Consider the following 22,624-nt stretch of genomic DNA (forward strand, 5'->3'; position numbering starts at 1 on the left):
TTTCAGGGTAAGGTGCGGCCAGACGCGGCATTGAAAACTCGCGCCACATCGCTAGGTTCGCCCGACATCGTCGGTTTCGCGGTGTCGGGAGACCTTCATGACGCTTTCCACGCCTGTCGACCCCAAAGCCGCGAAAGCGCTCGACCCGCTGCCGGCCGGACATCCGCCGGTAAAGGCAGGCAAGATCGGCGTCATGTTGGTCAATCTCGGCACGCCGGACGGTACCGATTTCAAGCCGATGTGGCGCTATCTCCGCGAATTCCTGTCCGATCCGCGCGTCATCGAACTCAACAAGGCGATCTGGTATCCGATCCTCTACGGCTTGGTGCTGACCACCAGACCGAAGAAGTCCGGCGCCAATTACGCCAGGATATGGAACCGCGAGAGGAACGAGTCGCCGCTGCGCACCTACACCCGCGCGCAGGGCGAAAAGCTGGCCGCAGCGCTCATCGACCTACCCGATGTCGTGGTCGACTGGGCGATGCGCTACGGCAACCCCTCGACCGCGAGCGTCGCTCAAAGGCTGGTCGAGCAAGGCTGCGACCGCATCCTGTCGTTCCCACTCTACCCGCAATACTCCGCGACCACCACCGCGACCGCCAACGACCAGCTGTTTCGCGCCTTGATGAAGATGCGCCGCGCGCCTGCCGTGCGCAGTGTTCCGCCCTACTATGACGAGCCGGTCTACATCGAGGCGCTCGCCCATTCGATCGAACGGCATCTGGCAACGCTAGACTTCGAGCCCGAGGTGGTCATCACCTCCTATCACGGCATCCCGAAGCCCTATTTCGAGAAGGGCGATCCCTATCACTGCCACTGCCAGAAGACGACACGGCTGTTGCGTGAACGACTGGGGTGGGATGAAAAGAAGCTGATCATCACCTTCCAGTCGCGCTTCGGCGCCCAGGAATGGCTGCAGCCCTACACCGACAAGACGGTCGAGAAACTGGCGAAGGACGGCGTGAAATCGATCGCCATCGTCAACCCAGGCTTTTCCGTCGACTGCATCGAGACGCTGGACGAAATCGGCCGCGAGGCGGCCGAGACCTTCCATCACGCCGGCGGCGAGAAATTCGCCCACATCCCGTGCCTCAACGACAGTGCAGAAGGCATGGCGGTGATCGAGGCGATGGTGCGGCGCGAGCTGTCGGGCTGGGTCTGAGGCCGCCACGTTGCGGCGATCGACCGCCGCAGTTGCGCTATTCCATGCACTAATAATCAACGATCACCTGATTGTAACATTATTGAAACACACCTAAGTGTTTGGTGAAGTCGGTTGCATGGAATCAACGCCATGGCCGGCATCTGAGGGAGATTCAAATGGACTTCAGTGGTTTCGGTATTGCGATTGGTGCGCTTGCCTTTCTGGTATTGGTGCTTCTTATCAAAGGCATCCGGACAATCCCGCAAGGCTATAATTATACGGTGGAGCGCTTTGGTCGTTACACCAAAACACTAAGCCCCGGCCTCAACCTCATCGTGCCGTTCGTCGACCGCATCGGCGCCAAGATGAACATGATGGAGCAGGTGCTCGACGTTCCGAGCCAGGAAATCATAACGCGCGACAACGCCATTGTCGGCGTCGACGGCATCGCCTTCTACCAGATCCTCAATGCGGCGCAGGCCGCCTACCAGGTCGCCGGCCTGGAGAACGCCATCCTCAATTTGACGATGACCAACATCCGTACCGTCATGGGCTCGATGGACCTCGACGAATTGCTGTCGAACCGCGACGCCATCAACGAACGGCTGCTGCGCGTGGTCGACGAAGCGGCCCATCCGTGGGGCATCAAGATCACCCGCGTCGAGATCAAGGATATCAATCCGCCGGCCAACCTAATCGAATCGATGGGTCGTCAGATGACGGCTGAACGTAACAAGCGTGCGCAGATCCTCGCCGCCGAAGGCCTCAAGCAGTCGCAGATCCTCGAGGCCGAAGGCCGCAAGGAAGCCGCCTTCCGCGACGCCGAGGCGCGCGAACGCTCGGCCGAAGCCGAAGCGCGAGCCACCCAGGTTGTATCGGAAGCCATCTCCAAGGGCGACGTGCAGGCACTCAACTACTTCGTGGCGCTCAAATACACCGAAGCGATGGGCAAGATCGGTACCGCCAACAACAGCAAGGTCGTGCTGATGCCGATGGAAGCGTCGGCACTGATCGGCACGCTCGGCGGCATAAGCGAGATCGCCAGGGAGGTGTTCCGCAGCGAAGGCACCGCCGGCGCCGCCAGGCAGGCCGCCCGCCCTCCGGTGGTTCGCCCGAATGAGAACTGAGACCTGACGAGAACTGAGGTCGCGAGCATGATCCCGAAAAGTGGGAACCGGTTTTCGGAAAAGATCATGCTCCACAGGAAGTAGGAGCGCACTCCCATGTTCGACCGCATCATTTCCGAACTTGGTCCGTGGAACTGGATGGTTCTGGGCTTCGTCCTCCTGGTGATGGAGGTCATCGCGCCAGGAATATTCATGCTGTGGATCGGCATCGCCGCATTGGTGATCGGTGTGATTTCCCTGCTCGTCTGGGACGCAAGCTTCTGGGCCTGGGAAGTCCAGGTCCTCGCCTTCCTGGCCCTGTCGCTGGTCTCGGCCCTTGCCGGAAAGAAGCTGGTTGGTGGGCGTAATACCCCTAGCGACCAGCCGCTGCTCAACCGGCGCGGCGCGCAGTTGGTCGGCAGGATGGCAACGCTGGCCGAGCCGATCAAGGACGGTCGCGGCCGCATCAAACTCGGCGACACACTGTGGCGCGTCTCCGGTCCCGACCTGCCGGCCGGCACGCAGGTGCGCGTCGTCAGTTCGGCCGACACCGATCTGGAACTGACCGTCGAGGCCGTCTGAGCGCCCGAAGGCCCGCAGCGCATTTGGCAGCAATCGAAGCGCGCCGCGTAGGTCACCCCAACGCAATGCGGTTTTAGTTTCCTCAGGCTGCGCCGATACGCAGCAAATCGTGGAAGTGAACCACCCCAACGGGCATCCTGTTTTCCGTCACTACCAGCGCACCGATATTGTATTCGTTGAGAAGCGCGATCGCCGTTCCGGCCAGCGTCTGCGGATCGACCGTCTTCGGCGTGCGGGTCATGATGTCGTCCACGGCGATATCGGCCAGGTTTCGATGCAGATTGCGCGCGACATCACCGTCAGTGATGATCCCGACCAGCTCGCCCTTCCCGTCGACGACACAGACACAACCGACTTTCTTGTTCGACAACGTCATGACCGCTTCCGGCATCTTGGTACCGAGCGCCGCTAGCGGAATCTGATCGCCGACCCGCATGATCTCGGAGACGAGAGTCAGATTGGCGCCGAGCTGGCCGCCGGGGTGGAATGTGCGGAAATGGTCGGGCGTGAAGCCGCGCGCTTCGAGCAGCGCTATGGCCAGCGCATCGCCGACCACCAGTTGCAGCAGGGTCGATGTCGTCGGCGCCAAACCGTGCGGGCAGGCTTCCGGCGCGGACGGCAGGAGCAGCACCACGTCGGCCGCGCGCGCCAGCGCCGAGGCCGCGCCCGCGGTAATCGCAATCAGCGGGATCGAGAAGCGCCTGGAATAGGCGACGATGCCCATCAATTCTTTGCTCTCGCCGGACCATGACATGGCGATGATGGCATCGTCTCTGGCGATCATGCCAAGGTCGCCATGATTGGCCTCCGCCGGATGGACGAAGAAGGCAGGCGTGCCGGTCGAAGCCAGACTGGCCGCGATCTTAGTGCCGATATGGCCGCTTTTGCCGACGCCGGTGACTATGACGCGGCCATTGATGCGCGACACCATGTCGACGGCGCGGGCGAAAGGTTCGGCCAGTTCGTTCTCCAGCGCGGCGGCCAATGCCGCCACGCCGGCCTGTTCCGTGGCTACCGTTCTCAGCGCCGAGGCGATCGAAGCCTCCAAAGGCTTCTTTTCTTGGGATCCCGCATGCATGGCTGATGCGATTAGCGCTTTGCCGTTCGCCTGTCCAACAGAATTGCCGTCCAGCCATGTCCGACAGGCACCCCTTCAACCCTCCGTTAACCATCCCCGTTTACGGTTCGGTAAGTATGGCGCGCTTGCGCCGCGCAAGCAGTGGTGACGATGTCGCGGGCCCAACCTCAAGAGAAAAAAGGTCGAACGGGCAGAGCGTTTTGCGCTCTGCTTCTGGCGACGAGCGTGCTCGCTTTGCTGCGGCCAACTGCGCTTCATGCCCAGGAGACCGAGCTGCGCGGCGAAGTTTCGGAATCGGCGATCCTGTCCGACCAGCAGCGCCGGGCCAGGCAATTGAGCAAGGCCAACACGCAGGTCAAGCCCGCCCCTGCCGACACCGCCCCCACGGGAAACACGCCAACCGCTTATGTGCCGGCCAGCGATGGCGCCTTGCCTGATGACACCGACCCGTCACAGGCCGGCGCAAACAGCATTTTCGACCCGCCGGCGACCATCGACGATTCGTTCGCCGACAAGCCGCCAACCGTCCTGCCACGCCGCCCGTCGACGGCAAAGCAACGCGCCGACGCGGATGCAGACAAGGCCAAGGACAAAACCAAGGCTGCCGACAAGAAGAAGCCTGGCAAAGCCACGGACCAGACCACCACCGGAACGACTCCGGACGGCACTGCGGCAGGCGACGCCGATCAGGACATAGCCAACCGCCGTGTCCTCACCGTCGACGGCGTCGACCGACGAAAGCTCGACCCCGGCGCCGAGCGCACCGACGCCATCGAGGGCCTGAAGAAGAAGCTCGAGGACGACCCGTACGCGGCAACCGGCATCAAGGTCGGCTCGTTCCTGCTGCGGCCGACGCTCGAGCAGGGCGTTGCCGTCACGTCGAACGCCGATTCCAGCGCTGGCGGCAAGTCGGCGGTGCTGTCCGAAACGGCGCTGCGTTTCTCCGCCGCCTCCGATTGGCGCGAGAATTCGGCGGTCATCGACGGCTACGGCAATTTCCGCAACACCATTTCGGGCCAGAAGATCAATGAGGCACGCGGCCGTATCCAAGGCACGTACAATGTCGACCTCGACAATGAACTGCGCGCCATCGCCAAGCTCGGCTACGAGATTGCGCCGGAATCGGCCTCCGCGCCCGACGCCATTGCCGGCGTCAAATCGCAGCCGATCCGCCAGACGGTCGACGGCAGCCTCGGCGTCGAGAAGGACGTTGGCAAGATGCGCTTTGCGCTGACCGGTGCGGTCTCCCACGACATCTATGGCGACGCCAAGCTAACGGACGGCACCGTGTTGTCGCAGAAGGATCAGGACAACACGCTCTACACCGCAACGTTGCGGACCGGCTATGAAATTTCCCCGGCTCTGACGCCCTTTGCTGAGATTGAGCTCGGCCGCCGGGTATATGACCAACGGATCGACAACAAGGGCTTCGAGCGCTCTTCGACCCGGCTTGGCGCACGCGCCGGTATCGAAGTCGACATGGGCGAGAAGCTCAAGGGTGAGTTCTCGGCCGGCTGGGTGAGGGAGGCGATCGACGACAAGAACCTGGAGGCGATTTCGGGAGCCACCATCAATGCCGACCTCAAATGGTCGCCCGAGCGCGGCACCATCATCGGCGTCACCGGGCGAACCACGGTCGAAGGCACAACGAATGCCGGTGAGAGCGGCGACATCCTCTATTCCGGCCGCCTCACCGGCGAGCGGCAGATCCGCGCCGACCTGATCGGCAACGCAGCCCTTGGGCTCGACTGGCGCAATTACACCGGCTCCGACGGCCATGACATGACGCTGAGTGCAGAGGCCGGGCTGACCTGGTGGCTGAACCGTTACGTCGGTCTCACCAGCCGCGCCCGCACCGAAAAGCTGACCAGCAATCTGCCCGGGCGCAACTACACCGCCAACAGCATCTATTTGGGGCTGAAGCTGCAGCGGTAGCTAAAAAGCAGCGCCGCGACGCTCGGACGGCTTCATCTCATCGAGCAGCGTGCGGATGACGCCGGCCATGTTCTCGTTCATGTCGCTGCGCCACAGCGCGAAGGCGACATTGGCCTCGACGAACCCTTCCGGCGAGCCGCAATCGAAGGTGCGGCCCTGAAAGTGGTAGCCAAAGAAGGGCTGCTGCTTTTCCAGCTTCAGCATCGCGTCGGTGAGCTGGATCTCGTTGCCGGCGCCCTTTTCCTGGCTTTCCAGGATCTTGAAAATCTCGGGCTGCAGGATGTAGCGGCCGTTGATGTAGAGATTGGACGGCGCGGTGCCGGTCTTCGGCTTTTCGACCATCTCGGTGATGCGGAAGCCGTGATGCGTGTCCTCGCCCCGGCCGACAATGCCATATTTGTGGGTTTCGGCCGGATCGCATTCCTGCACGGCGATGATGTTGTTGCCCGTCTCCTCGTAGAGCTCGACCATGGCCTTCGTGCAGCTCTTCTCCGACTGCATGATCATGTCGGGCAGCAACAGCGCGAAGGGTTCGTCGCCGACCAGTTCGCGGGCGCACCAGACGGCGTGGCCGAGCCCCATCGGCACCTGCTGGCGGGTGAACGAGGTCTGCCCCGGCGCCGGCTGCAGCCGCTGCAAGCGGGCCAGCTGATCGTCCTTGCCGCGCTGTGCCAGCGTATCATAGAGCTCGAACTGGATATCGAAATGGTCTTCTATGACCGCCTTGTTGCGGCCGGTGACGAAGATGAAATGTTCGATGCCGGCCTCGCGCGCCTCATCGACGACATACTGGATGACCGGCCGGTCGACGACGGTCAGCATCTCCTTGGGAATGGCCTTGGTAGCCGGGAGAAACCGTGTGCCGAGACCGGCGACCGGGAAAACTGCCTTGCGAACTCGCTTCATGCGTCAATTATCCGTTTGAGGGCGTGCCCGGCAATCCCGCCTCGCGACATTTTCGCGCCGGAATTGTGGATTATCGGGCCATTGAGGGAAACATCAACCGGTAAAGCATCCAGGTGTCTTTTCGTTCCAGGCGCCGCCTATGGTAAACCAATTGCTAACCCGGTTCGGCGATGAATGGTCTTTCCTGAGATAGAGAAAGGGGAAAATATGTCCGTTCGCAGTGCCGCAAAACTCTTTACCAGCGTGCTGACGGCGGCCAGCCTCTCGCTCGCCTTGCTGATGCCGGCCGGACCGGCCTTCGCCGATGCCGGTTTTCGGCAATGGGTCGCCGGATTCCGCGCCACGGCCGTGGCGGGCGGCGTTTCCGGCGGGGTCTACGACCGAGCGTTCCGGGGCATCAATGAGCCCGACCCGGTGGTGCTGGAAAAGGCACGCACCCAGCCCGAATTCACCGCACCTGCCTGGGACTATTTCGACAACCGCGTCCACGACCAGTCCGTTGCCGTCGGCCAGCAGATGGCCAAAAAATGGAAGCCGTGGCTGGAACGGATCGAGGCGAGGTTCGGCGTCGACCGCTACATCCTGCTCGCCATCTGGTCGATGGAATCGAATTATGGCGAGATCCTCAAGCGCGACGACATCATGCGCAATGTCATCCGCTCGCTGGCAACCCTCGCCTATGGCGACCCGAAGCGTTCGAAATTCGCCCGCACCCAATTGGTCGCCGCGCTGAAAATCCTGCAGACCGGCGACATCGACGAAAGCCACCTGATGGGCTCCTGGGCCGGCGCCATGGGCCAGACCCAGTTCATCCCGACCAGCTACCAGCATTATGCCGTCGACATGGACGGCAACGGCAAGCGCGACATCTGGAATTCGATCCCCGATGCGTTGGCGACATCAGCCAATCTGCTGAAGAAGAATGGCTGGCAGGGCGGCAAGACCTGGGGCTACGAGGTCACCATTCCGGCGGGCAAACTGCCGGCCGGCTCGAAGACATTGGCGCAGTGGCAGGCGCTCGGCGTCGCCAGGGCCAATGGCAAGCCGTTCAAGAACGCAACCGACAAGGCGACCCTGAAAGTGCCGGACGGCCGCGGCGGACCGGCCTTCCTGATGATCAAGAACTTCTCCGTCATCAAGGCCTACAACAACGCCGACAAATATGCCCTGGCCGTCGGCCTTCTTGCCGACGAAATCGCCGGTTCTAATGGTCTGGTGCAGGACTGGAAGCGGCCTTTCACCAAACTGTCCTTCGAGGAAAGGCAGGAGTTGCAGAAGCGGCTTTCGCAGCACGGACTTTACGACGGCAAGTTCGACGGCAAGATCGGTGACGGCACGAAAACCGCCATCATGACCTATCAGGCAACGGTCGGCTTGACCCAGGACGGGTATCCGAGCATGGAAGTGCTCAAATGGCTCAGAAAGAAATAGAGCCAGCGACGGCAGCTTGCATTTGCGACGCAAGGGATGCCGTAGCATCGGTCTGTGCATGATCGCCTGCGAGGGCCATGCACCAAGGGATGGAGAGGGTGCTTGGTTTCGGCAGCGCGTATCCGTGTGATCGTTTTCCGCTTGCCGATCCTCATTCTGGCCATCGTCGTCCTGGCGACGGGGGTCGCCGGCAGTTTCCACACACCGGCTTTGGCGCAGGAGCAACCGCAGAACCGCGGCTGGTCGCTGCGCGACCTTCTGTTCCCGCGCCGCAGCGAACGCATCGAGCCGCCGCTCGATGTCCGCAAGGCAAAGCCGAAGGTCAAGAAGAAGCCCCGCGCACCGGTTGAACCTTCCGCTCCGATTGTCGAGAAGACACCGGATGCCCGCGTCGTTCTGGTGATCGGCGATTTCATGGCCAACGGCCTGGCCGAAGGCCTCGAAACAGCCTTTGCCGACAATGCCAACATCAGGATCGTCGAGCGCGCCAACGGTTCTTCGGGTTTCGTGCGCGATGATGTCTACAACTGGCCCGAACAGGTCAAATCGCTGGTCGAGAGCGAGAGGCCCGCCGCCGTGGTCGTCATGCTGGGCTCCAACGACCGCCAGCAGATGCGCGTCAACGATGTGCGCGAGCAGCCGCGCTCCGAGAACTGGACCAAGGAATACGAACGCCGGACCGAGGCCTTGGGCAAGGCGCTGGCGGCGACCAAGGTGCCTTATCTGTGGGTCGGCATGCCAGCCTTCAAGACGCCGAAGATGACCTCCGACATGCTGGCATTCAACGATATCTACCACTCGGCTGCCGAGAAGAACGGCGGCGAATTCGTCGATGTCTGGGATGGGTTCGTCGACGAGAACGGCGCCTTTGTCTCGACCGGCCCCGACATTAACGGCCAGGCCGTGCGGCTGCGCTCCGACGACGGCATCAACGTCTCGAAAGCCGGCAAGCGAAAGCTCGCCTTCTACACCGAAAAGCCGCTGGCCAAGATCCTCGGCCTGGCAGCGCCGGGAAGCGTGGTGACGGCTGCCGCGCCGGCCGGCGCCCCGGTCGAGGCGCCGTCGCTGCCCGCCGCCCCGATCGTGGTCGACCGCACCGTTCCAATGCTGCTCAACGATCCGGCGCTCGACGGCGGGACCGAGCTTCTCGGTGCGGCGGCGGCGCCGAAAGCCAATCCGGATCTGCCCGGCGAAAAACTAATCCTCGAAGGCAAGGCGCCCGAGGCCTCGCCCGGCCGCGCCGACGACTTCTCCTGGCCGCCCAAGGCCGCTGCCGCGACGGATACGACGACGGCGATCAACCGTTAACGGGGGAGTACCGTCGACCCCATCAGCGCTTCATCGATCGAGCGCGCGGCCTGGCGGCCTTCGCGGATCGCCCACACAACCAGCGACTGGCCGCGGCGCACATCACCTGCGGCGTAGAGCTTGTCGACGCTGGTCTTGTAGTCGCGATCGTTGGCTTCGACATTGCGGGAACGGCGGCTGTCGGTGGTGATTTTCATCTCACCGTCCAGCTCTTTCGCGACGCCGGCGGCAGCCGGTCCGGCAAAGCCGATGGCGATGAAGGCGAGGTCTGCACGGATGACGAATTCGGTGCCGGCGATCGGCTTGCGCTTCTCGTCGACTTCGCAGCATTTGACGCCGGTCAGTTGGCCGTCCTCGCCGATGAATTCGAGCGTCGCCACCTGGAATTCGCGCTCCGCACCTTCGGCCTGTGAGGACGAGGTGCGCATCTTGGTCGCCCAGTAAGGCCAGACCGAAAGCTTGTCTTCCTTCTCCGGCGGCTGCGGGCGGATGTCGAGCTGGGTGACGCGCACCGCGCCCTGGCGGAAGGCGGTGCCGACGCAGTCGGACGCGGTATCGCCGCCGCCGACGACGACGACATGCTGGCCGCCGGCGATGATCGGATGCGACGGCCAGGCCACCGACTGGATCGGCTCGCCGCCGACGCGACGGTTCTGCTGCACCAGATAGGGCATGGCGTCATAGACGCCGCCGAGATCGTCGCCCGGAATGTTGGCCGGACGCGGCGATTCCGAACCGCCGCAATAGAGCACCGCATCGTATCCGGCGAGCAACTCTGCCACCGGCTTGTCGACGCCGACATTGACGCCGCAATGGAAGGTCACGCCCTCGCCCTGCATCTGCTCGATGCGGCGGTCGATATAGTGCTTCTCGATCTTGAAGTCGGGAATGCCGTAGCGCATCAGCCCGCCGGGACGGCTCTCACGCTCATAAACGCTGACCTCGTGGCCGGCGCGGCCAAGCTGCTGCGCCGCCGCCATCCCTGCCGGGCCGGAGCCGATGACAGCGACCCGCTTGCCCGTCTTCTTCTCTGGCGGATAAGGCCGGATATGGCCGGTTTCATAAGCCTTGTCGGCGATTGCCTGTTCGACAGTCTTGATGGCAACCGGAATGTCCTCGAGGTTCAGCGTGCAGGCTTCCTCGCAGGGCGCGGGGCAGATGCGGCCGGTGAACTCGGGGAAATTGTTGGTCGAATGCAGGTTGCGGATCGCATTGTCCCAGTCGCCATTGTAGACGAGGTCGTTCCAGTCCGGGATCTGGTTGTGGATCGGGCAACCGGTCGGCCCGTGGCAGAACGGGATGCCGCAATCCATGCAGCGCGCCGCCTGTTTCTCGACCTCCTTGTCCGACATCGGCAGCGTGAATTCACGAAAATGCCGGATGCGGTCGGAGGCCGGCTGGTACTTGTGCACCTGCCGGTCGATTTCGAGAAAGCCTGTTACCTTGCCCATAGTCCAGTTCCTGCTGTCCAGATGGTGCGGTTTTCGCACCCGTTAACCCCTTGAGGCAGCCGTGGCAACCTTGCATCCGAGGTCAAACTGTCGCTGAAAGTTCCGCCGGGAAGCCTGCGCCTCCCGGCAAGTCGAAAAACCTATTCCGCCGCCACGCCCATGCGCATGCGTTCCATCTCGATCAGCGCGCGGCGGTATTCGACCGGCATGATCTTGCGGAATTTCGGCCGGAAGGTCGTCCAGTCGTCGAGTATCTCGCGGCCGCGTACCGAACCGGTGAAATGGACGTGGTTCGAGATAAGCTGGTAAAGCCGTTCCTCGTCATGGGTGGTCATGTCGCCCGAGACGTCGACGCGACCCTTGTGGTCGAGGTCACCGCCATGATGCAGCAGCCTTTCCATCAGATCGTCTTCTTCCGGAACCGGCTCCAGCTCGACCATCGCCATGTTGCAGCGCGCGGCGAAATCGCCGGCCTCATCCAGAACATAGGCCACGCCGCCCGACATGCCGGCAGCGAAGTTGCGACCGGTCTGGCCGATGACGACGACGATGCCGCCGGTCATGTATTCGCAGCCATGATCGCCGACGCCTTCAACGACGGCGGCGACGCCCGAATTGCGCACCGCGAAGCGCTCGCCGGCGACACCTGCGAAATAGGCCTCGCCCTCGGTCGCGCCATAGAGGACGGTGTTGCCGACGATGATCGATTCCGCCGCGACGATCCTGGACTCCTCCGGCGGCCGGATGACGATGCGTCCGCCCGACAGGCCTTTGCCGACATAGTCGTTGGCCGCACCGACGAGATCGAACGAGATGCCGCGCGCCAGGAAGGCGCCGAACGACTGGCCGGCGGTGCCGGTCAGCTTCACCTGGATCGTGTCCTCGCGCAGGCCCTTGTGCCTGAAGCGCTTGGCGACTTCGCCCGACAGCATGGCGCCCGTGGAGCGATCGACATTGCGGATGTCGACCTCGATCTTGACCGGCTGCTTGCTTTCGAGCGCGGGCTTCGCCAGTTCGATTAGCTTGCGATCGAGTACATCGTCGATCGGGTGTTTCTGCCGTTCGGTCCAGTGCACCGCCTCATGCGGCGCGTCCGGCTTGAAGAACATCTTGCCGAAATCGAGCCCGCGCGCCTTCCAATGCTGGATCATCTCGCGCTTTTCCAGCAGGTCGCTGTCGCCGATGATCTGGTCGATATGGGTGTAGCCCATCTCGGCCAGCAGCCCCCTCACCTCTTCCGCAACATAGAAGAAGAAGTTGATGACATGCTCGGGCGTGCCCTTGAAACGCTTGCGCAGAACCGGGTCCTGCGTCGCGACGCCGACCGGGCAGGTGTTCAAGTGGCACTTGCGCATCATGATGCAGCCGGCCGCGATCAGCGGCGCGGTCGAGAAGCCGAACTCGTCGGCACCGAGCAGCGCACCGATGATGACGTCGCGCCCCGTGCGCAAGCCACCATCGACCTGCAGCGCAACGCGCGAGCGCAGCCCGTTCAGTACCAGCGTCTGGTGCGTCTCGGCAAGGCCCATTTCCCATGGACTGCCGGCATGCTTGAGCGAGGTCAGCGGCGACGCGCCGGTGCCGCCATCATAGCCGGAGATGGTGATGTGGTCGGCGCGCGCCTTGGCGACGCCCGCCGCAACCGTACCGACACCGACTTCCGACACCAGCTTTACCGAGACGTCGGCCGCCGGGTTGACGTTCTTCAGATCGTAGATCAGCTGCGCCAGATCCTCGATCGAATAGATGTCGTGATGCGGCGGCGGCGAGATCAGGCCGACGCCGGGCGTCGAGTGCCGGACCTTGGCGATGGTGGCGTCGACCTTGTGGCCGGGCAGCTGGCCGCCCTCACCGGGCTTGGCGCCCTGCGCGACCTTGATCTGCATGACATCGGAATTGACGAGATACTCGGCGGTGACGCCAAAGCGCCCCGAGGCGACCTGCTTGATCGCCGAACGTTCGGGGTTCTTGCTGCCGCCGGGCAGCGGCAGATAGCGGTCGGCCTCTTCGCCGCCCTCGCCGGTGTTCGACTTGCCGCCGATCTGGTTCATGGCGCGCGCCAGCGTCGTGTGTGCCTCGCGCGAGATCGAGCCGAACGACATCGCCCCGGTCGAGAAGCGCTTGACGATATCGGCCGCCGACATCACGTCCTCTATCGCCACCTTCTTGCGGCCGGTCTCTTCCGCAAGCTTGATCCTGAACAGGCCGCGTATGGTCTGGGCACGGGCCGTCTCGCTGTTGATCTGCGCGGAATACTCCTTGAACGTCTCCCACGAGCCCTGACGCACGGCGTGCTGCAAGGTGGCGACGGCGTCGGGCGACCACATATGGGCTTCGCCGCGCATGCGGTACATGTACTCGCCGCCGACCTCGAGGCTGTTGCGCAGCACCGGATCGTTGCCGAAACCGTCGGTGTGGCGGCTGAGCGTCTCAGCCGCGACCTCGTCCAGGCCGACACCTTCGATCAGCGTCGCTGTGCCGGTGAAGTACTTCTCGACGAAATCCGACTTCAGCCCGATGGCGTCGAATATCTGCGCGCCGCAATAGGACTGGTAGGTGGAGATGCCCATCTTCGACATCACCTTGAGAATGCCCTTGCCGATCGACTTGATGTAGCGCGAGACCACCTCGTAGGCGTCAACCTCAGCCGGCAGTTCGCCACGCTTGTGCATGTCAAGCAGCGTATCGAAGGCAAGGTAGGGGTTGATCGCCTCGGCGCCGTAGCCGGCGAGACAGCAGAAATGATGCACTTCGCGCGGCTCGCCGGATTCCACGACCAGGCCGACCGCGGTGCGCAGACCCTTGCGGATCAGATGGTGGTGCACGGCAGCCGTCGCCAGCAGTGCCGGAATGGCGATACGGTCGGGACCGACCTGGCGGTCGGACAGGATGATGATGTTGTAGCCGCCGGCAACGGCCGCCTCGGCGCGCTCGCACAGACGCTCGACGGCGCCCTGCATGCCGGCCGCGCCCTCGCTCGACCCGTAGGTGATGTCGATGGTCTTGGTGTCGAAACGGTCCTCGGTGTGGCCGATCGAGCGGATCTTTTCCAGATCGCCATTGGTCAGGATCGGCTGGCGCACTTCGAGCCGCTTGCGGCGCGAATTGCCGACCAGGTCGAAGATGTTCGGCCGCGGCCCGATGAACGACACCAGACTCATCACCAGCTCTTCGCGGATCGGGTCGATCGGCGGGTTGGTTACCTGGGCGAAGTTCTGCTTGAAATAGGTGTAGAGCAGCTTCGACTTGTCCGACATCGCCGAGATCGGCGTGTCGGTTCCCATCGAACCCACGGCTTCCTGGCCGGTGGTCGCCATCGGCGACATCAGCAGCTTGGTGTCTTCCTGGCTGTAGCCGAAAGCCTGCTGGCGATCGAGAAGGCTGACATCCTTGCGTAGCGCGCGCGGCTCGACCGGCTTCAGATCCTCGAGGATCAGCTGCGTGTTGTTGAGCCAGGTCTTGTAGGGATGCCTGGTGGCGATTTCCGACTTGATCTCCTCGTCGGAAATGATGCGGCCCTTGGCGAGGTCGATCAGAAGCATGCGGCCGGGCTGCAGCCGCCACTTCTTGACGATCCTCTCCTCCGGCACCGGCAGCACGCCGGCTTCGGACGCCATGATGACGCGGTCGTCGTCGGTGACGATGTAGCGCGCCGGGCGCAGCCCGTTGCGGTCGAGCGTGGCGCCGATCTGGCGGCCGTCGGTGAAGGCGACCGCGGCCGGCCCGTCCCACGGCTCCATAAGCGCTGCATGGTATTCGTAGAAAGCCTTGCGATCGGCATCCATCAGCTTGTTGCCGGCCCAGGCCTCCGGGATCAGCATCATCATGGCGTGGCTGAGGCTGTAGCCGCCCTGGAACAGGAATTCGAGCGCATTGTCGAAGCACGCCGTGTCGGACTGGCCGTCATAGGAGATCGGCCACAGCTTGGAGATGTTGTTGCCGAACAGTTCGGAATCGACCGAGGCCTGGCGCGCCGCCATCCAGTTGTTGTTGCCGCGCACCGTGTTGATCTCGCCATTATGCGCGACCATGCGGTAGGGGTGCGCGAGCTTCCATGACGGGAAGGTGTTGGTCGAGAAGCGCTGGTGGACGAGGATCAGCGCGGTCTCGAAACGCGGATCCGACAAATCCTTGTAATAGGCGCCGACCTGGTATGCCAGGAACATGCCCTTGTAGACGATGGTACGCGCCGATAGCGACACACAGTAGGCGCCGATATCCTTGTTGTTGTTCTCGGCGTAGATGCGGCCGGAAATCACCTTGCGCAGCAGGTACAGCCTGGCCTCGTATTCCTCGTCATCTGGAATGTCCGATGTGCGGCCGATGAAGACCTGGCGATGGAACGGTTCGGAGGCCGCGATATCAGGCGCCTTCGACAGCGATGAATTGTCGACCGGCACGTCGCGAAAGCCGAGCAGCGGCAGCCCTTCTGACAGCGCCGATTCGGCGATGATCTCTTCGATATGGGCGCGCAGTGCCGCATCCTGCGGCATGAACCAGTGGCCGACGCCGTATTGGCCTGCCGCCGGCAGTTCGACGCCCTGGGCCGCCATCTCCTCGCGGAAGAAACGATCGGGGATTTGCACGAGCACACCGGCGCCGTCGCCCATCAGCGGATCGGCGCCGACAGCGCCGCGATGCGTCAGGTTTTCGAGCACGAAGAGCCCGTCCTTGACGATCTGGTGCGACTTCACGTTCTTCATGTTGACGATGAAGCCGACGCCGCACGCGTCATGCTCGTTGCGCGGATCGTAGAGACCCTGCGCGGCCATGCCGTTGCCGGTCAGGCCGTTGGTGGTTCGGCCTTCTTTGGTCAGAACGGTATTTTTAACGGCTGCCGCTTTCGTCTGCGCGGCCTGGCCGATAATCGCAGATGGCGTCAGTTCCGTCATCGTCCTGTCCTCCGTTCCGGCCCCTGCACGTCTAGCGTTTGGGGCGCTGGTCTACCTTGGGAAGCGACTGGCTTCCGCTCTCATTCTTGCGGCACGTCTTTTCGAAATCCTTGGCGGACCGTGCGGTGCACCGCCGGTTCGTATCCGGTATCGTACAGGCCACAGCCGAGCCGTCTACCCGTCGCTCGCGGCAACGGCCGGAGTGGCCCAAATGATACGCCAATCCAGCCTGACTTGTGCGACAAAATAAGACAGCACTACTGTCCTAAATTTTTATGGCAGAAATCCTGGGCGCACACAAGACCGATTCACCAAATCTTGGACGTTTGGCGACAGAAAATTACGTCAGGCCCTGTTGAAACGAAATTTCGGTCCCGGCGCTCCTTCGTGATCGCCTTTGGCTTCACCGCTTTTTCAGCCCTTGGCCCTTGCGCGTCAAACCCCGAAACGGCCATGGTCGCGCTCTTGTCGCAACCAGACTTTCTCAACCAGGCAGGGACTTTCCTGATGTTCTTTGCATCCGACAACTGGGCGGGCGTCCATTCCAACATTGCCGCCGGGCTGTCAGCCAATGCCGGCGGCTTTTCGACCGCCTATGGCGATGGCGATCTCGACCGCGCCGTCTACCAGCGTTTCAGCGAGATCTTCGAACGCGAGGTCGCGGTGTTCTTCGTCGCTACCGGCACGGCGGCCAACTCGCTGTCCCTGGCCGCTTACAACAAGCCCGGCGGCATTTCCTTTGCGCACCGCGAATCGCACATCATCGAGGACGAATGCGGCGCGCCGGAATATTTCAGCGGCGGCTCGCGTCTCCATGCTGTCGACGGCGCCCTGGGCAAGATCGATCCGCACAATCTTGAACGCGCCGTCGCCCGTTTCGCACCCGAAATCGTCCATTGGGGACGCCCGACGGCCGTCTCGATCACCCAATCGACCGAAGTCGGCACAGTGTACGGGCTCGACGACATTTCCACCATTTCGGAGATCGCCAAACGCTTTTCCCTGCCGCTGCATATGGACGGCGCCCGTTTTGCCAACGCATTGGTCGCGCTTGAGACGACGCCGGCCGAAATGACCTGGAAGCGCGGCGTCGATATCGTCTCGTTCGGCGGCACCAAGAACGGCTGCTGGTGCGCCGAAGCGGTGGTGCTGTTCGATCTAGACCGCGCCAAGGAGCTGTCCTTCCTGCGCAAGCGCGCCGCACAGCTGTTCTCCAAGTCGCGCTTCATCGCAGCGCAGTTCGACGCCTACTTCACGGACGGCCTGTGGCTGGACATGGCCCGTCATGCCAATGCCATGGCCGCGCGCCTGGCGGCTGCGATCGAGGATTCGGCAACGGCTAAGCTCGCCTGGTTGCCGCAGGCCAACGAGGTGTTCGCGGTGATGAAAAAGGCGGAAGCCGAAAGGCTGCAATCCGTCGGCGCCGCCTTTTACGACTGGCACAGGCCGCGCGGCTTCGACGGCCATGTCGGCGACGACGAGTTGCTCTATCGCTTCGTCACGAGCTTTGCCACGACTTCAGATGAGGTCGATCGCTTCGGCCAGATGATCGCCTGAACCCGCGAGACCGCGCCAATGACAAAGCCACCTCTCGGCTCAACCATGCGGCTGGTTCGCCCGGCGCCAAACGTGCTCGGCTTCTACGATGGCCGCGTTGACGGCGTTCGCGCCTGGTCGGACGAGCCGAACTGGCTGGACGACGGCGCCTATGCCCTCGGCATCTGCACCTATGCGATCGTCGATGGCTCGCAGGCGCTTGTCTACGACACGCATATTTCGCTGCCTCACGCGCGCTTCATCAGGCAGACGCTCGAAGACATGGGGGTCAGCTCGATCCGGGTGGTGCTCAGCCACTGGCATGACGATCATATTGCCGGCAATGAGGTGTTTCAGGATTGCGAGATTATCGCCAACACGCTCACCGCCTCGGCGCTCGCGAACAACCGGGCTGAGATCGAAAGCGGTGTTCCACCGATCAAGCCTCTCGTGCTGCCGAACAGGACCTTCGCAGGCAGTCTTGACCTCGCCGTTGGATCGATCGCCGTCGAACTGCGTCAGGTCGAAATCCACAGCCATGACGGCACGGTGCTGTTCATGCCCGAAACCGGCCTGCTCCTGGCGGGCGACACGCTCGAGGATCCGATCACCTATGTCAGCGAGGCGGATCGGCTGGCGCAACATCTGGTCGATCTCGAACGCATGGCCGGCTGGTCGATAGACCGCATCTTGCCCAATCACGGCTCGCTCGAAGCGATTGAGCGAGGCGGCTACGACAAAGGCCTCATCGCCGCGACGCAAGCCTACGTTCAAAAACTGCTTCGCTGCCGGCGTGAGCCTGATCTTGCGAAGCAGGATCTGAAAACCTTCGGCGCCGACATATTCGCCACGGGCGCGGTCGAGTACTTCGCGCTGTACGAGCCCGTCCACCGGCAAAACATCGAGGCCGTTCTCGCAACCGGCACCGGTCGCTAAGCAAGGAAAGGCCGCGCCAAAAGCTCGAGGCCAAGCAAGATCAGGAAAACAAGAAACCAGCGCCGGAAGGTCGCCGGGCTGATCCGCTGCCGGAGCAACTGTCCGAGCCACATGCCGAGCAAGGCCGGCGCAACCGCCAGCGACGACATGGCGACATGCCCGACCTGGAACGCGCCGTGCGAGGCAAGGCCGGCAGCGAGCGCGATCGTCGACACGGTGAAGGACAGGCCGAGCGCCTGGATCAGATCGTCACGGCTCAAGCCCAGCGCCTGAATGTAAGGTACAGCGGGCACGACGAACACGCCGGTGCCGCCGGTGACGATGCCGGTAAGGAAACCGACGATGGGCGACGACCAGCGCTCGGCTGACGCGGGAACCGTCAACTGCCGCGCCAGCAGCGTATAGACGGCATAGACGATCAGCGCCGCCCCGAGGCCGGCCGTCGTCCATTTGACATTGTCGCTGGCCAGCAGCCATGAGCCGGCCAGCGTGCCGGCGACGATGCCGACCATCATCAGCCACAGCCGCCTGAGGATCCATCCGAAGCTCGGGCCGGCAAACAGCTGCCAGATATTGGTGACGAAGGACGGCACGATCAGCAGCGAAGCCGCGGCGACCGGCGGCATGATTGTGCCCAGCAGCCCCATCGCCAACGTCGGCAGTCCCATACCGGTAACGCCCTTGACGATGCCGGCCAGCAGGAAGGTCACCGCAATGGTTGCCGTTAGGGCCAGGGAAAAATCAGCCGAAAGATCAGACATCGCCCTTCATGGGAAGACGGCGCCCGCCGCAAAAGAGCCAGAACTCTTCGGTTGGGGTGACAGAGGCTGCGGCGAAAAAAAGCGGCGCCTCGCGGCGCCGCTTTCGTCTCGGGAGGAGACGCTTTCAACCTTGGGCGTTGTGACGCCGCCGTCTTGATCACGCGGCGTTCTTGGCCTCGATCTGCTTGGCGTTGGCCGAAGAGGCGGTAATCGCGATCTTGCGCGGCTTCAGCTCCTCGGGGATGTTGCGCTTAAGGTCGACGAAAAGCAGGCCGTTCTTCAGGGTGGCGCCGACGACCTCGACATGGTCGGCAAGCTGGAAGCGGCGCTCGAACGAACGCGAGGCAATGCCGCGGTAGAGCAGCTCGGAGCCTTCGCCATTGCCCTCTTCCTTGCGCTCACCCTTGACGGTCAGCACGTTGCGGTGGGCTTCGATCGAAATCTCTTCGTCCGAGAAGCCGGCAACCGCCATCGAGATGCGATAGGCGTCCTCGCCGGTGCGCTCGATGTTGTAGGGCGGATAGGTCTGCGCGCCATCGGGCTGGGCCAGCGAGTCGAGCATGGTGAACAGGCGGTCGAAGCCGACGGTCGAGCGATAGAGCGGGGAAAAATCAACGTGACGCATGAGGTGTTCTCCTGTTGAGCAACATGTTTGCGTGTGGCCGGTGCGAAACCCTGGAAAGGCGTTTCGGGTGGACCAGCAGCCCCGACATCGGCGGCTGCATCCGACATTTGGGGAGCGCAAAAGCTCATTTCAAGGATTTTTGAAGAGCGCCAATCGAGGCGTCGATGAACGGCAGATGAACCGCTGCTTCGGCGCCCGTTCAGCCGGCCGGCGCTAGAGTGCCCCCAGGATAAAGAACCAGGCGGCGCCGGATGAAAGCGCCGCGACGAGGCCGACCGGGTGTAACGTCCCTTCCTCCCGGATCGACAGAGGCCGGAAGCACGCCGCCGCAGGCTGCTTCCGGCCTTGCTTGTCGTTCGTCCGCCCCCTTGGCGTCCTCCCTTTGCTTTTCATCCATTGGCGTCTATCACCATGCCGACGCCCTGCCGGGTGAGACACCACGAAGACGCAAGCGCCTAATGACGGATCTCTTCCATCCCACGCCAGGCAATCCGCCGCCGCAAAATGTCGCCGGCGGCTTTTTCACCACGCGCGACGGCAAGAAGATCCGCTACGGCCTGTTTGCCGCGGTCACTCGGCCGCTGAAAGGCACCGTCGTGCTGCTGCCCGGCCGCAACGAGTGCATCGAGAAGTATTTCGAAACCATCCGCAACCTGACCGACCGCGGCCTCGGCGTCGCCACGCTCGACTGGCGCGGCCAGGGCGATTCCGACCGGCTGATCGCCGACCCGCAACGCGGCTATGTCCGCTCCTTCTACGATTACACCGGCGACCTCGAACAGTTCTTCGAGGACATCGTGCTGCCCGACTGCCGCGGCCCGTATTACATCCTCGCCCATTCGATGGGCGCCGTGATCGCGCTGCTCGCGGCGCCGTCGATGGTCAACCGGGTGCGTCGAATGGTGCTGATTGCGCCTTTCCTGACGGTGCCCGACTCGCCCGTGTCGGCAAAAACGGCGCGCCGCGTCTGCTCGGTATTGTGCTTTCTCGGCCTCGGTCGGCTCTACGCCGCCTGGGGTCCGCGTCCCAGGGAAACCCTGCCCTTCGCCCTCAACAAGGTGACATCGGACCCCGGGCGCTATCAGCGCAACACGAAAATCTACGAGCACTATCCGCAACTGGCGCTCGGCGGGCCGACGATCCGCTGGCTGCAGGCGGCAATCAAGGCAGGCGAAGCCATCAGCGAGCCCGACTTCATGGCCAGGATCCAGGTGCCGCTGCTGATGATCGCCGCCGGCGCCGATCAGGTCGTCTCGACCAAGGCCGTGGAAGCCTACGCCAGGCGTCTGCGCCTCGGCTCGCTGCTGATGATCGATGGCTCGAAACACGAGATCCTGCAGGAGGCCGATGTCTATCGCGAGCAGTTGCTCGCCGCCTTCGACGCCTTCATACCCGGCAACGACGACCCCACAGCCTGATGCCGCCGGCGCTGCATGTTACGGCGCCTTGAGCTTGCGCCTGCTGACAGCCTTCTGTCAGGAGCAGCGCCGGCAGCACACAAAGAGCTAAAGATTCTGACAGCCGGTGCCGCCCCGGAATGCTCATCTCTCCGTGTCGAACCGAACGCCAAGGAGATGACGTCATGACCGAGAAAACCTGCGCTGCCTGCGATTGCCAGCTGGACGCCAATCCGATCCGCGTCAAGGTCGGCGGCAAGACCGTCGAGGTCTGCTGTGAGGAATGCGCGATTGCGCTGAACGAAGCCGGCGCATCAGTGGCCGGCAACGGGGAAGCCTGAGCGATGCGCCCCGATCATGCAGCGCAATGCCTCGCACATCAGCCGACAACTCAAACCGCGACGTTCCGGCGGTCCTTGCGGACACAAGGCATCGCGGCGGCCAACTGGATCGGCCGTCAACTGGAAAGGCGCCGAAGCCGCCTTGCCTTGCTCGAAATGACCGACGAACAGCTCAAGGACATCGGCCTGTCGCGCAGCGACGCTCACTGCGAATACATGCGCCGTTTGTGGGACTGAGCCATGGCCGCACGAAGGGCCTGACAGGTGAAGTCTCCTGACAGGTTTGGACAAGCCAATCGCCTAATGTGCCGGAGCAGCTTTCGGCGCAAGGGTAGAATGCAACGGCCATGTCTCAGCTCACCATGTCGCAGTTCACGGTACAGACGCTTCTGGACACCGGCACCGTCAGGGTGAGGGATGTCCTCTGCAGCGGCGAATGCCGGCACAAGAGCGAAGAAGAGTGCACCGCTGCCACGCATCTTGTGTTTCCCTACCGCGGCGTCTTCGTGCGCCATGTCGGCCGCAACGATGCGGTCGCCGAAGCCAACCAGTTGTTGTTCTTCAACAACGCCGAAGGCTACCGGATCAGCCATCCCGTCGAGGGTGGCGATTCCTGCCTCGATCTCGTTGTCGAGGAGGCGCAACTGCAGGAGTTGACGCCGAAGGAGCAGTTGCGCTCGGGCAGCGCCGTGGCGTTTCGTCGTCAGCGCCGCCGCATCGACCCGCGGGCTCAGGCGCTGGTGGCGGTGCTGCGCCACAGCCTGAGCCGCAACATTGCCGAAACGCTGGAGGCCGAAACCCTGGCGCTGACGCTGGTGCGGCGCTCCCTCGGCGAGCGCACCTCGCATGCCGCCGGCGCCAGCGCTGGCCGGCAGAAGCTGGTCGATCGCGCCAAGCTCGTCCTGTCCTCGGATCTTTCGCGGCGCTGGACGCTGGCCGAGATCGCCGCTGAAGTCGGGGTATCACCGGTTTATCTCACGCAGGTTTTCCAGCAGGTCGAGGCGATGCCGCTCTATCGCTACCATCTGCGCCTGCGGCTGGCGCGCGCGCTCGACCTGCTTGGCTGCTACGACAATCTGACCACGCTCGGCCTGGACCTCGGCTTCTCCAGCCACAGTCATTTCAGCTCAGCGTTCAGGCAGGTCTACGGGCGAACGCCGGCGGAATTCCAGCGCTCGATCAAGCCGCGCTGATC

General features: G+C 63.2%; 18 protein-coding genes. 12 read left to right on the top strand and 6 right to left on the bottom strand.

From position 1 onward, the window contains the following. The first annotated feature begins 97 nt into the window (after nt 1-97). The 3 genes from hemH (at nt 98) to NKI46_RS01800 (ending at nt 2,832) form a co-directional block, all read left to right on the top strand. Complete coding sequence (hemH, locus tag NKI46_RS01790) at nt 98-1,162, top strand: ferrochelatase (protein WP_023686407.1); 1,065 nt, start codon at nt 98-100, stop codon at nt 1,160-1,162. Between the two features lie 158 nt (nt 1,163-1,320). Then, nucleotides 1,321-2,271, top strand: coding sequence for an SPFH domain-containing protein (locus tag NKI46_RS01795; RefSeq protein WP_023686408.1), 951 nt, complete (start codon nt 1,321-1,323; stop codon nt 2,269-2,271). Nucleotides 2,272-2,367: 96 nt separating this feature from the next. After that, entirely contained in the window at nt 2,368-2,832 is a 465-nt protein-coding gene (locus tag NKI46_RS01800; protein WP_023686409.1) for an NfeD family protein, read from the top strand. 82 nt (nt 2,833-2,914) lie between these two features. Here the strand turns inward: NKI46_RS01800 and NKI46_RS01805 are convergent, their stop codons facing one another. Further along, nucleotides 2,915-3,910: a KpsF/GutQ family sugar-phosphate isomerase gene (locus tag NKI46_RS01805; RefSeq protein WP_023828225.1), complete on the bottom strand. Its 996-nt coding sequence runs from the start codon at nt 3,908-3,910 to the stop codon at nt 2,915-2,917. A gap of 150 nt (nt 3,911-4,060) precedes the next feature. On the opposite strand from NKI46_RS01805, the gene NKI46_RS01810 reads away from it, so the two are divergent. Continuing rightward, the gene (locus NKI46_RS01810; RefSeq protein ID WP_352459795.1) at nt 4,061-5,845 is read left to right on the top strand and encodes an outer membrane beta-barrel protein; all 1,785 of its coding nucleotides are present in this window, start codon (nt 4,061-4,063) and stop codon (nt 5,843-5,845) included. On the opposite strand, the gene galU is transcribed toward NKI46_RS01810, so the two are convergent. After that, the gene (gene galU / locus NKI46_RS01815) at nt 5,846-6,751 is read right to left on the bottom strand and encodes a UTP--glucose-1-phosphate uridylyltransferase GalU (protein WP_023671956.1); all 906 of its coding nucleotides are present in this window, start codon (nt 6,749-6,751) and stop codon (nt 5,846-5,848) included. A 207-nt stretch (nt 6,752-6,958) separates the two neighbouring features. Between galU and NKI46_RS01820 the strand changes: the two genes are divergently transcribed. Next, nucleotides 6,959-8,182 carry a lytic murein transglycosylase gene (locus tag NKI46_RS01820; protein ID WP_023691763.1) on the top strand — a complete coding sequence of 408 codons (1,224 nt, stop codon included), beginning with the start codon at nt 6,959-6,961 and terminating at the stop codon, nt 8,180-8,182. A gap of 102 nt (nt 8,183-8,284) precedes the next feature. Next, the gene (locus tag NKI46_RS01825; protein ID WP_023737642.1) at nt 8,285-9,490 is read left to right on the top strand and encodes an SGNH/GDSL hydrolase family protein; all 1,206 of its coding nucleotides are present in this window, start codon (nt 8,285-8,287) and stop codon (nt 9,488-9,490) included. Here the strand turns inward: NKI46_RS01825 and NKI46_RS01830 are convergent. Together NKI46_RS01830 and gltB are read right to left on the bottom strand one after the other, a co-directional pair. Beyond that, nucleotides 9,487-10,941, bottom strand: a complete 1,455-nt coding sequence (locus NKI46_RS01830) for a glutamate synthase subunit beta (protein WP_023671207.1) — start codon at nt 10,939-10,941, stop codon at nt 9,487-9,489. The genes NKI46_RS01825 and NKI46_RS01830 overlap by 4 nt on opposite strands. A 140-nt stretch (nt 10,942-11,081) precedes the next feature. Further along, on the bottom strand, nt 11,082-15,833 hold the full coding sequence (gene gltB, locus NKI46_RS01835; protein WP_352744476.1) for a glutamate synthase large subunit: 4,752 nt from the start codon (nt 15,831-15,833) through the stop codon (nt 11,082-11,084). Between the two features lie 507 nt (nt 15,834-16,340). Between gltB and NKI46_RS01840 the strand changes: the two genes are divergently transcribed. Next, a complete protein-coding gene (locus tag NKI46_RS01840; RefSeq protein WP_023695704.1) occupies nt 16,341-17,390 on the top strand; it encodes a threonine aldolase family protein in 1,050 nt (349 codons plus the stop codon). 18 nt (nt 17,391-17,408) lie between these two features. Beyond that, nucleotides 17,409-18,305 (top strand): MBL fold metallo-hydrolase, encoded by an 897-nt coding sequence (locus NKI46_RS01845; RefSeq protein WP_352744479.1) that lies wholly within the window; start codon nt 17,409-17,411, stop codon nt 18,303-18,305. On the opposite strand, the gene NKI46_RS01850 is transcribed toward NKI46_RS01845, so the two are convergent. Together NKI46_RS01850 and NKI46_RS01855 are read right to left on the bottom strand one after the other, a co-directional pair. Further along, nucleotides 18,302-19,066, bottom strand: a complete 765-nt coding sequence (locus NKI46_RS01850; RefSeq protein WP_023686418.1) for a sulfite exporter TauE/SafE family protein — start codon at nt 19,064-19,066, stop codon at nt 18,302-18,304. The genes NKI46_RS01845 and NKI46_RS01850 overlap by 4 nt on opposite strands. 157 nt (nt 19,067-19,223) lie before the next feature. Next, nucleotides 19,224-19,691: an Hsp20 family protein gene (locus tag NKI46_RS01855; RefSeq protein WP_023671202.1), complete on the bottom strand. Its 468-nt coding sequence runs from the start codon at nt 19,689-19,691 to the stop codon at nt 19,224-19,226. Nucleotides 19,692-20,149: 458 nt separating this feature from the next. On the opposite strand from NKI46_RS01855, the gene NKI46_RS01860 reads away from it, so the two are divergent. The 4 genes from NKI46_RS01860 to NKI46_RS01875 all read left to right on the top strand — a co-directional run bounded on the left by NKI46_RS01860 (nt 20,150) and on the right by NKI46_RS01875 (nt 22,622). Continuing rightward, complete coding sequence (locus NKI46_RS01860; RefSeq protein ID WP_023704020.1) at nt 20,150-21,109, top strand: alpha/beta fold hydrolase; 960 nt, start codon at nt 20,150-20,152, stop codon at nt 21,107-21,109. 164 nt (nt 21,110-21,273) lie between these two features. Then, on the top strand, nt 21,274-21,429 hold the full coding sequence (locus NKI46_RS01865) for a hypothetical protein (RefSeq protein ID WP_023704021.1): 156 nt from the start codon (nt 21,274-21,276) through the stop codon (nt 21,427-21,429). Between the two features lie 3 nt (nt 21,430-21,432). After that, nucleotides 21,433-21,666, top strand: a complete 234-nt coding sequence (locus tag NKI46_RS01870; protein ID WP_023671199.1) for a DUF1127 domain-containing protein — start codon at nt 21,433-21,435, stop codon at nt 21,664-21,666. A 125-nt stretch (nt 21,667-21,791) separates the two neighbouring features. Then, a complete protein-coding gene (locus NKI46_RS01875; RefSeq protein WP_023704022.1) occupies nt 21,792-22,622 on the top strand; it encodes a helix-turn-helix domain-containing protein in 831 nt (276 codons plus the stop codon). The last annotated feature ends 2 nt before the right edge of the window (nt 22,623-22,624 follow it).

The organism is Mesorhizobium sp. M0615 (assembly GCF_040320805.1).
Lineage (GTDB): Bacteria > Pseudomonadota > Alphaproteobacteria > Rhizobiales > Rhizobiaceae > Mesorhizobium.

Coding starts and splice junctions, on each gene's coding strand:
- NKI46_RS01805 (WP_023828225.1), bottom strand. CDS start 3,910: ATGCATGCGGGATCCCAAGAAAAGAAGCCTTTGGAGGCTTCGATCGCC.
- NKI46_RS01840 (WP_023695704.1), top strand. CDS start 16,341: ATGTTCTTTGCATCCGACAACTGGGCGGGCGTCCATTCCAACATTGCC.
- NKI46_RS01820 (WP_023691763.1), top strand. CDS start 6,959: ATGTCCGTTCGCAGTGCCGCAAAACTCTTTACCAGCGTGCTGACGGCG.
- galU (WP_023671956.1), bottom strand. CDS start 6,751: ATGAAGCGAGTTCGCAAGGCAGTTTTCCCGGTCGCCGGTCTCGGCACA.
- NKI46_RS01830 (WP_023671207.1), bottom strand. CDS start 10,941: ATGGGCAAGGTAACAGGCTTTCTCGAAATCGACCGGCAGGTGCACAAG.
- NKI46_RS01865 (WP_023704021.1), top strand. CDS start 21,274: ATGACCGAGAAAACCTGCGCTGCCTGCGATTGCCAGCTGGACGCCAAT.
- NKI46_RS01850 (WP_023686418.1), bottom strand. CDS start 19,066: ATGTCTGATCTTTCGGCTGATTTTTCCCTGGCCCTAACGGCAACCATT.
- NKI46_RS01800 (WP_023686409.1), top strand. CDS start 2,368: ATGTTCGACCGCATCATTTCCGAACTTGGTCCGTGGAACTGGATGGTT.
- NKI46_RS01810 (WP_352459795.1), top strand. CDS start 4,061: ATGTCGCGGGCCCAACCTCAAGAGAAAAAAGGTCGAACGGGCAGAGCG.
- NKI46_RS01845 (WP_352744479.1), top strand. CDS start 17,409: ATGACAAAGCCACCTCTCGGCTCAACCATGCGGCTGGTTCGCCCGGCG.
- NKI46_RS01860 (WP_023704020.1), top strand. CDS start 20,150: ATGACGGATCTCTTCCATCCCACGCCAGGCAATCCGCCGCCGCAAAAT.
- NKI46_RS01855 (WP_023671202.1), bottom strand. CDS start 19,691: ATGCGTCACGTTGATTTTTCCCCGCTCTATCGCTCGACCGTCGGCTTC.
- NKI46_RS01795 (WP_023686408.1), top strand. CDS start 1,321: ATGGACTTCAGTGGTTTCGGTATTGCGATTGGTGCGCTTGCCTTTCTG.
- NKI46_RS01870 (WP_023671199.1), top strand. CDS start 21,433: ATGCGCCCCGATCATGCAGCGCAATGCCTCGCACATCAGCCGACAACT.
- hemH (WP_023686407.1), top strand. CDS start 98: ATGACGCTTTCCACGCCTGTCGACCCCAAAGCCGCGAAAGCGCTCGAC.
- NKI46_RS01875 (WP_023704022.1), top strand. CDS start 21,792: ATGTCGCAGTTCACGGTACAGACGCTTCTGGACACCGGCACCGTCAGG.
- gltB (WP_352744476.1), bottom strand. CDS start 15,833: ATGACGGAACTGACGCCATCTGCGATTATCGGCCAGGCCGCGCAGACG.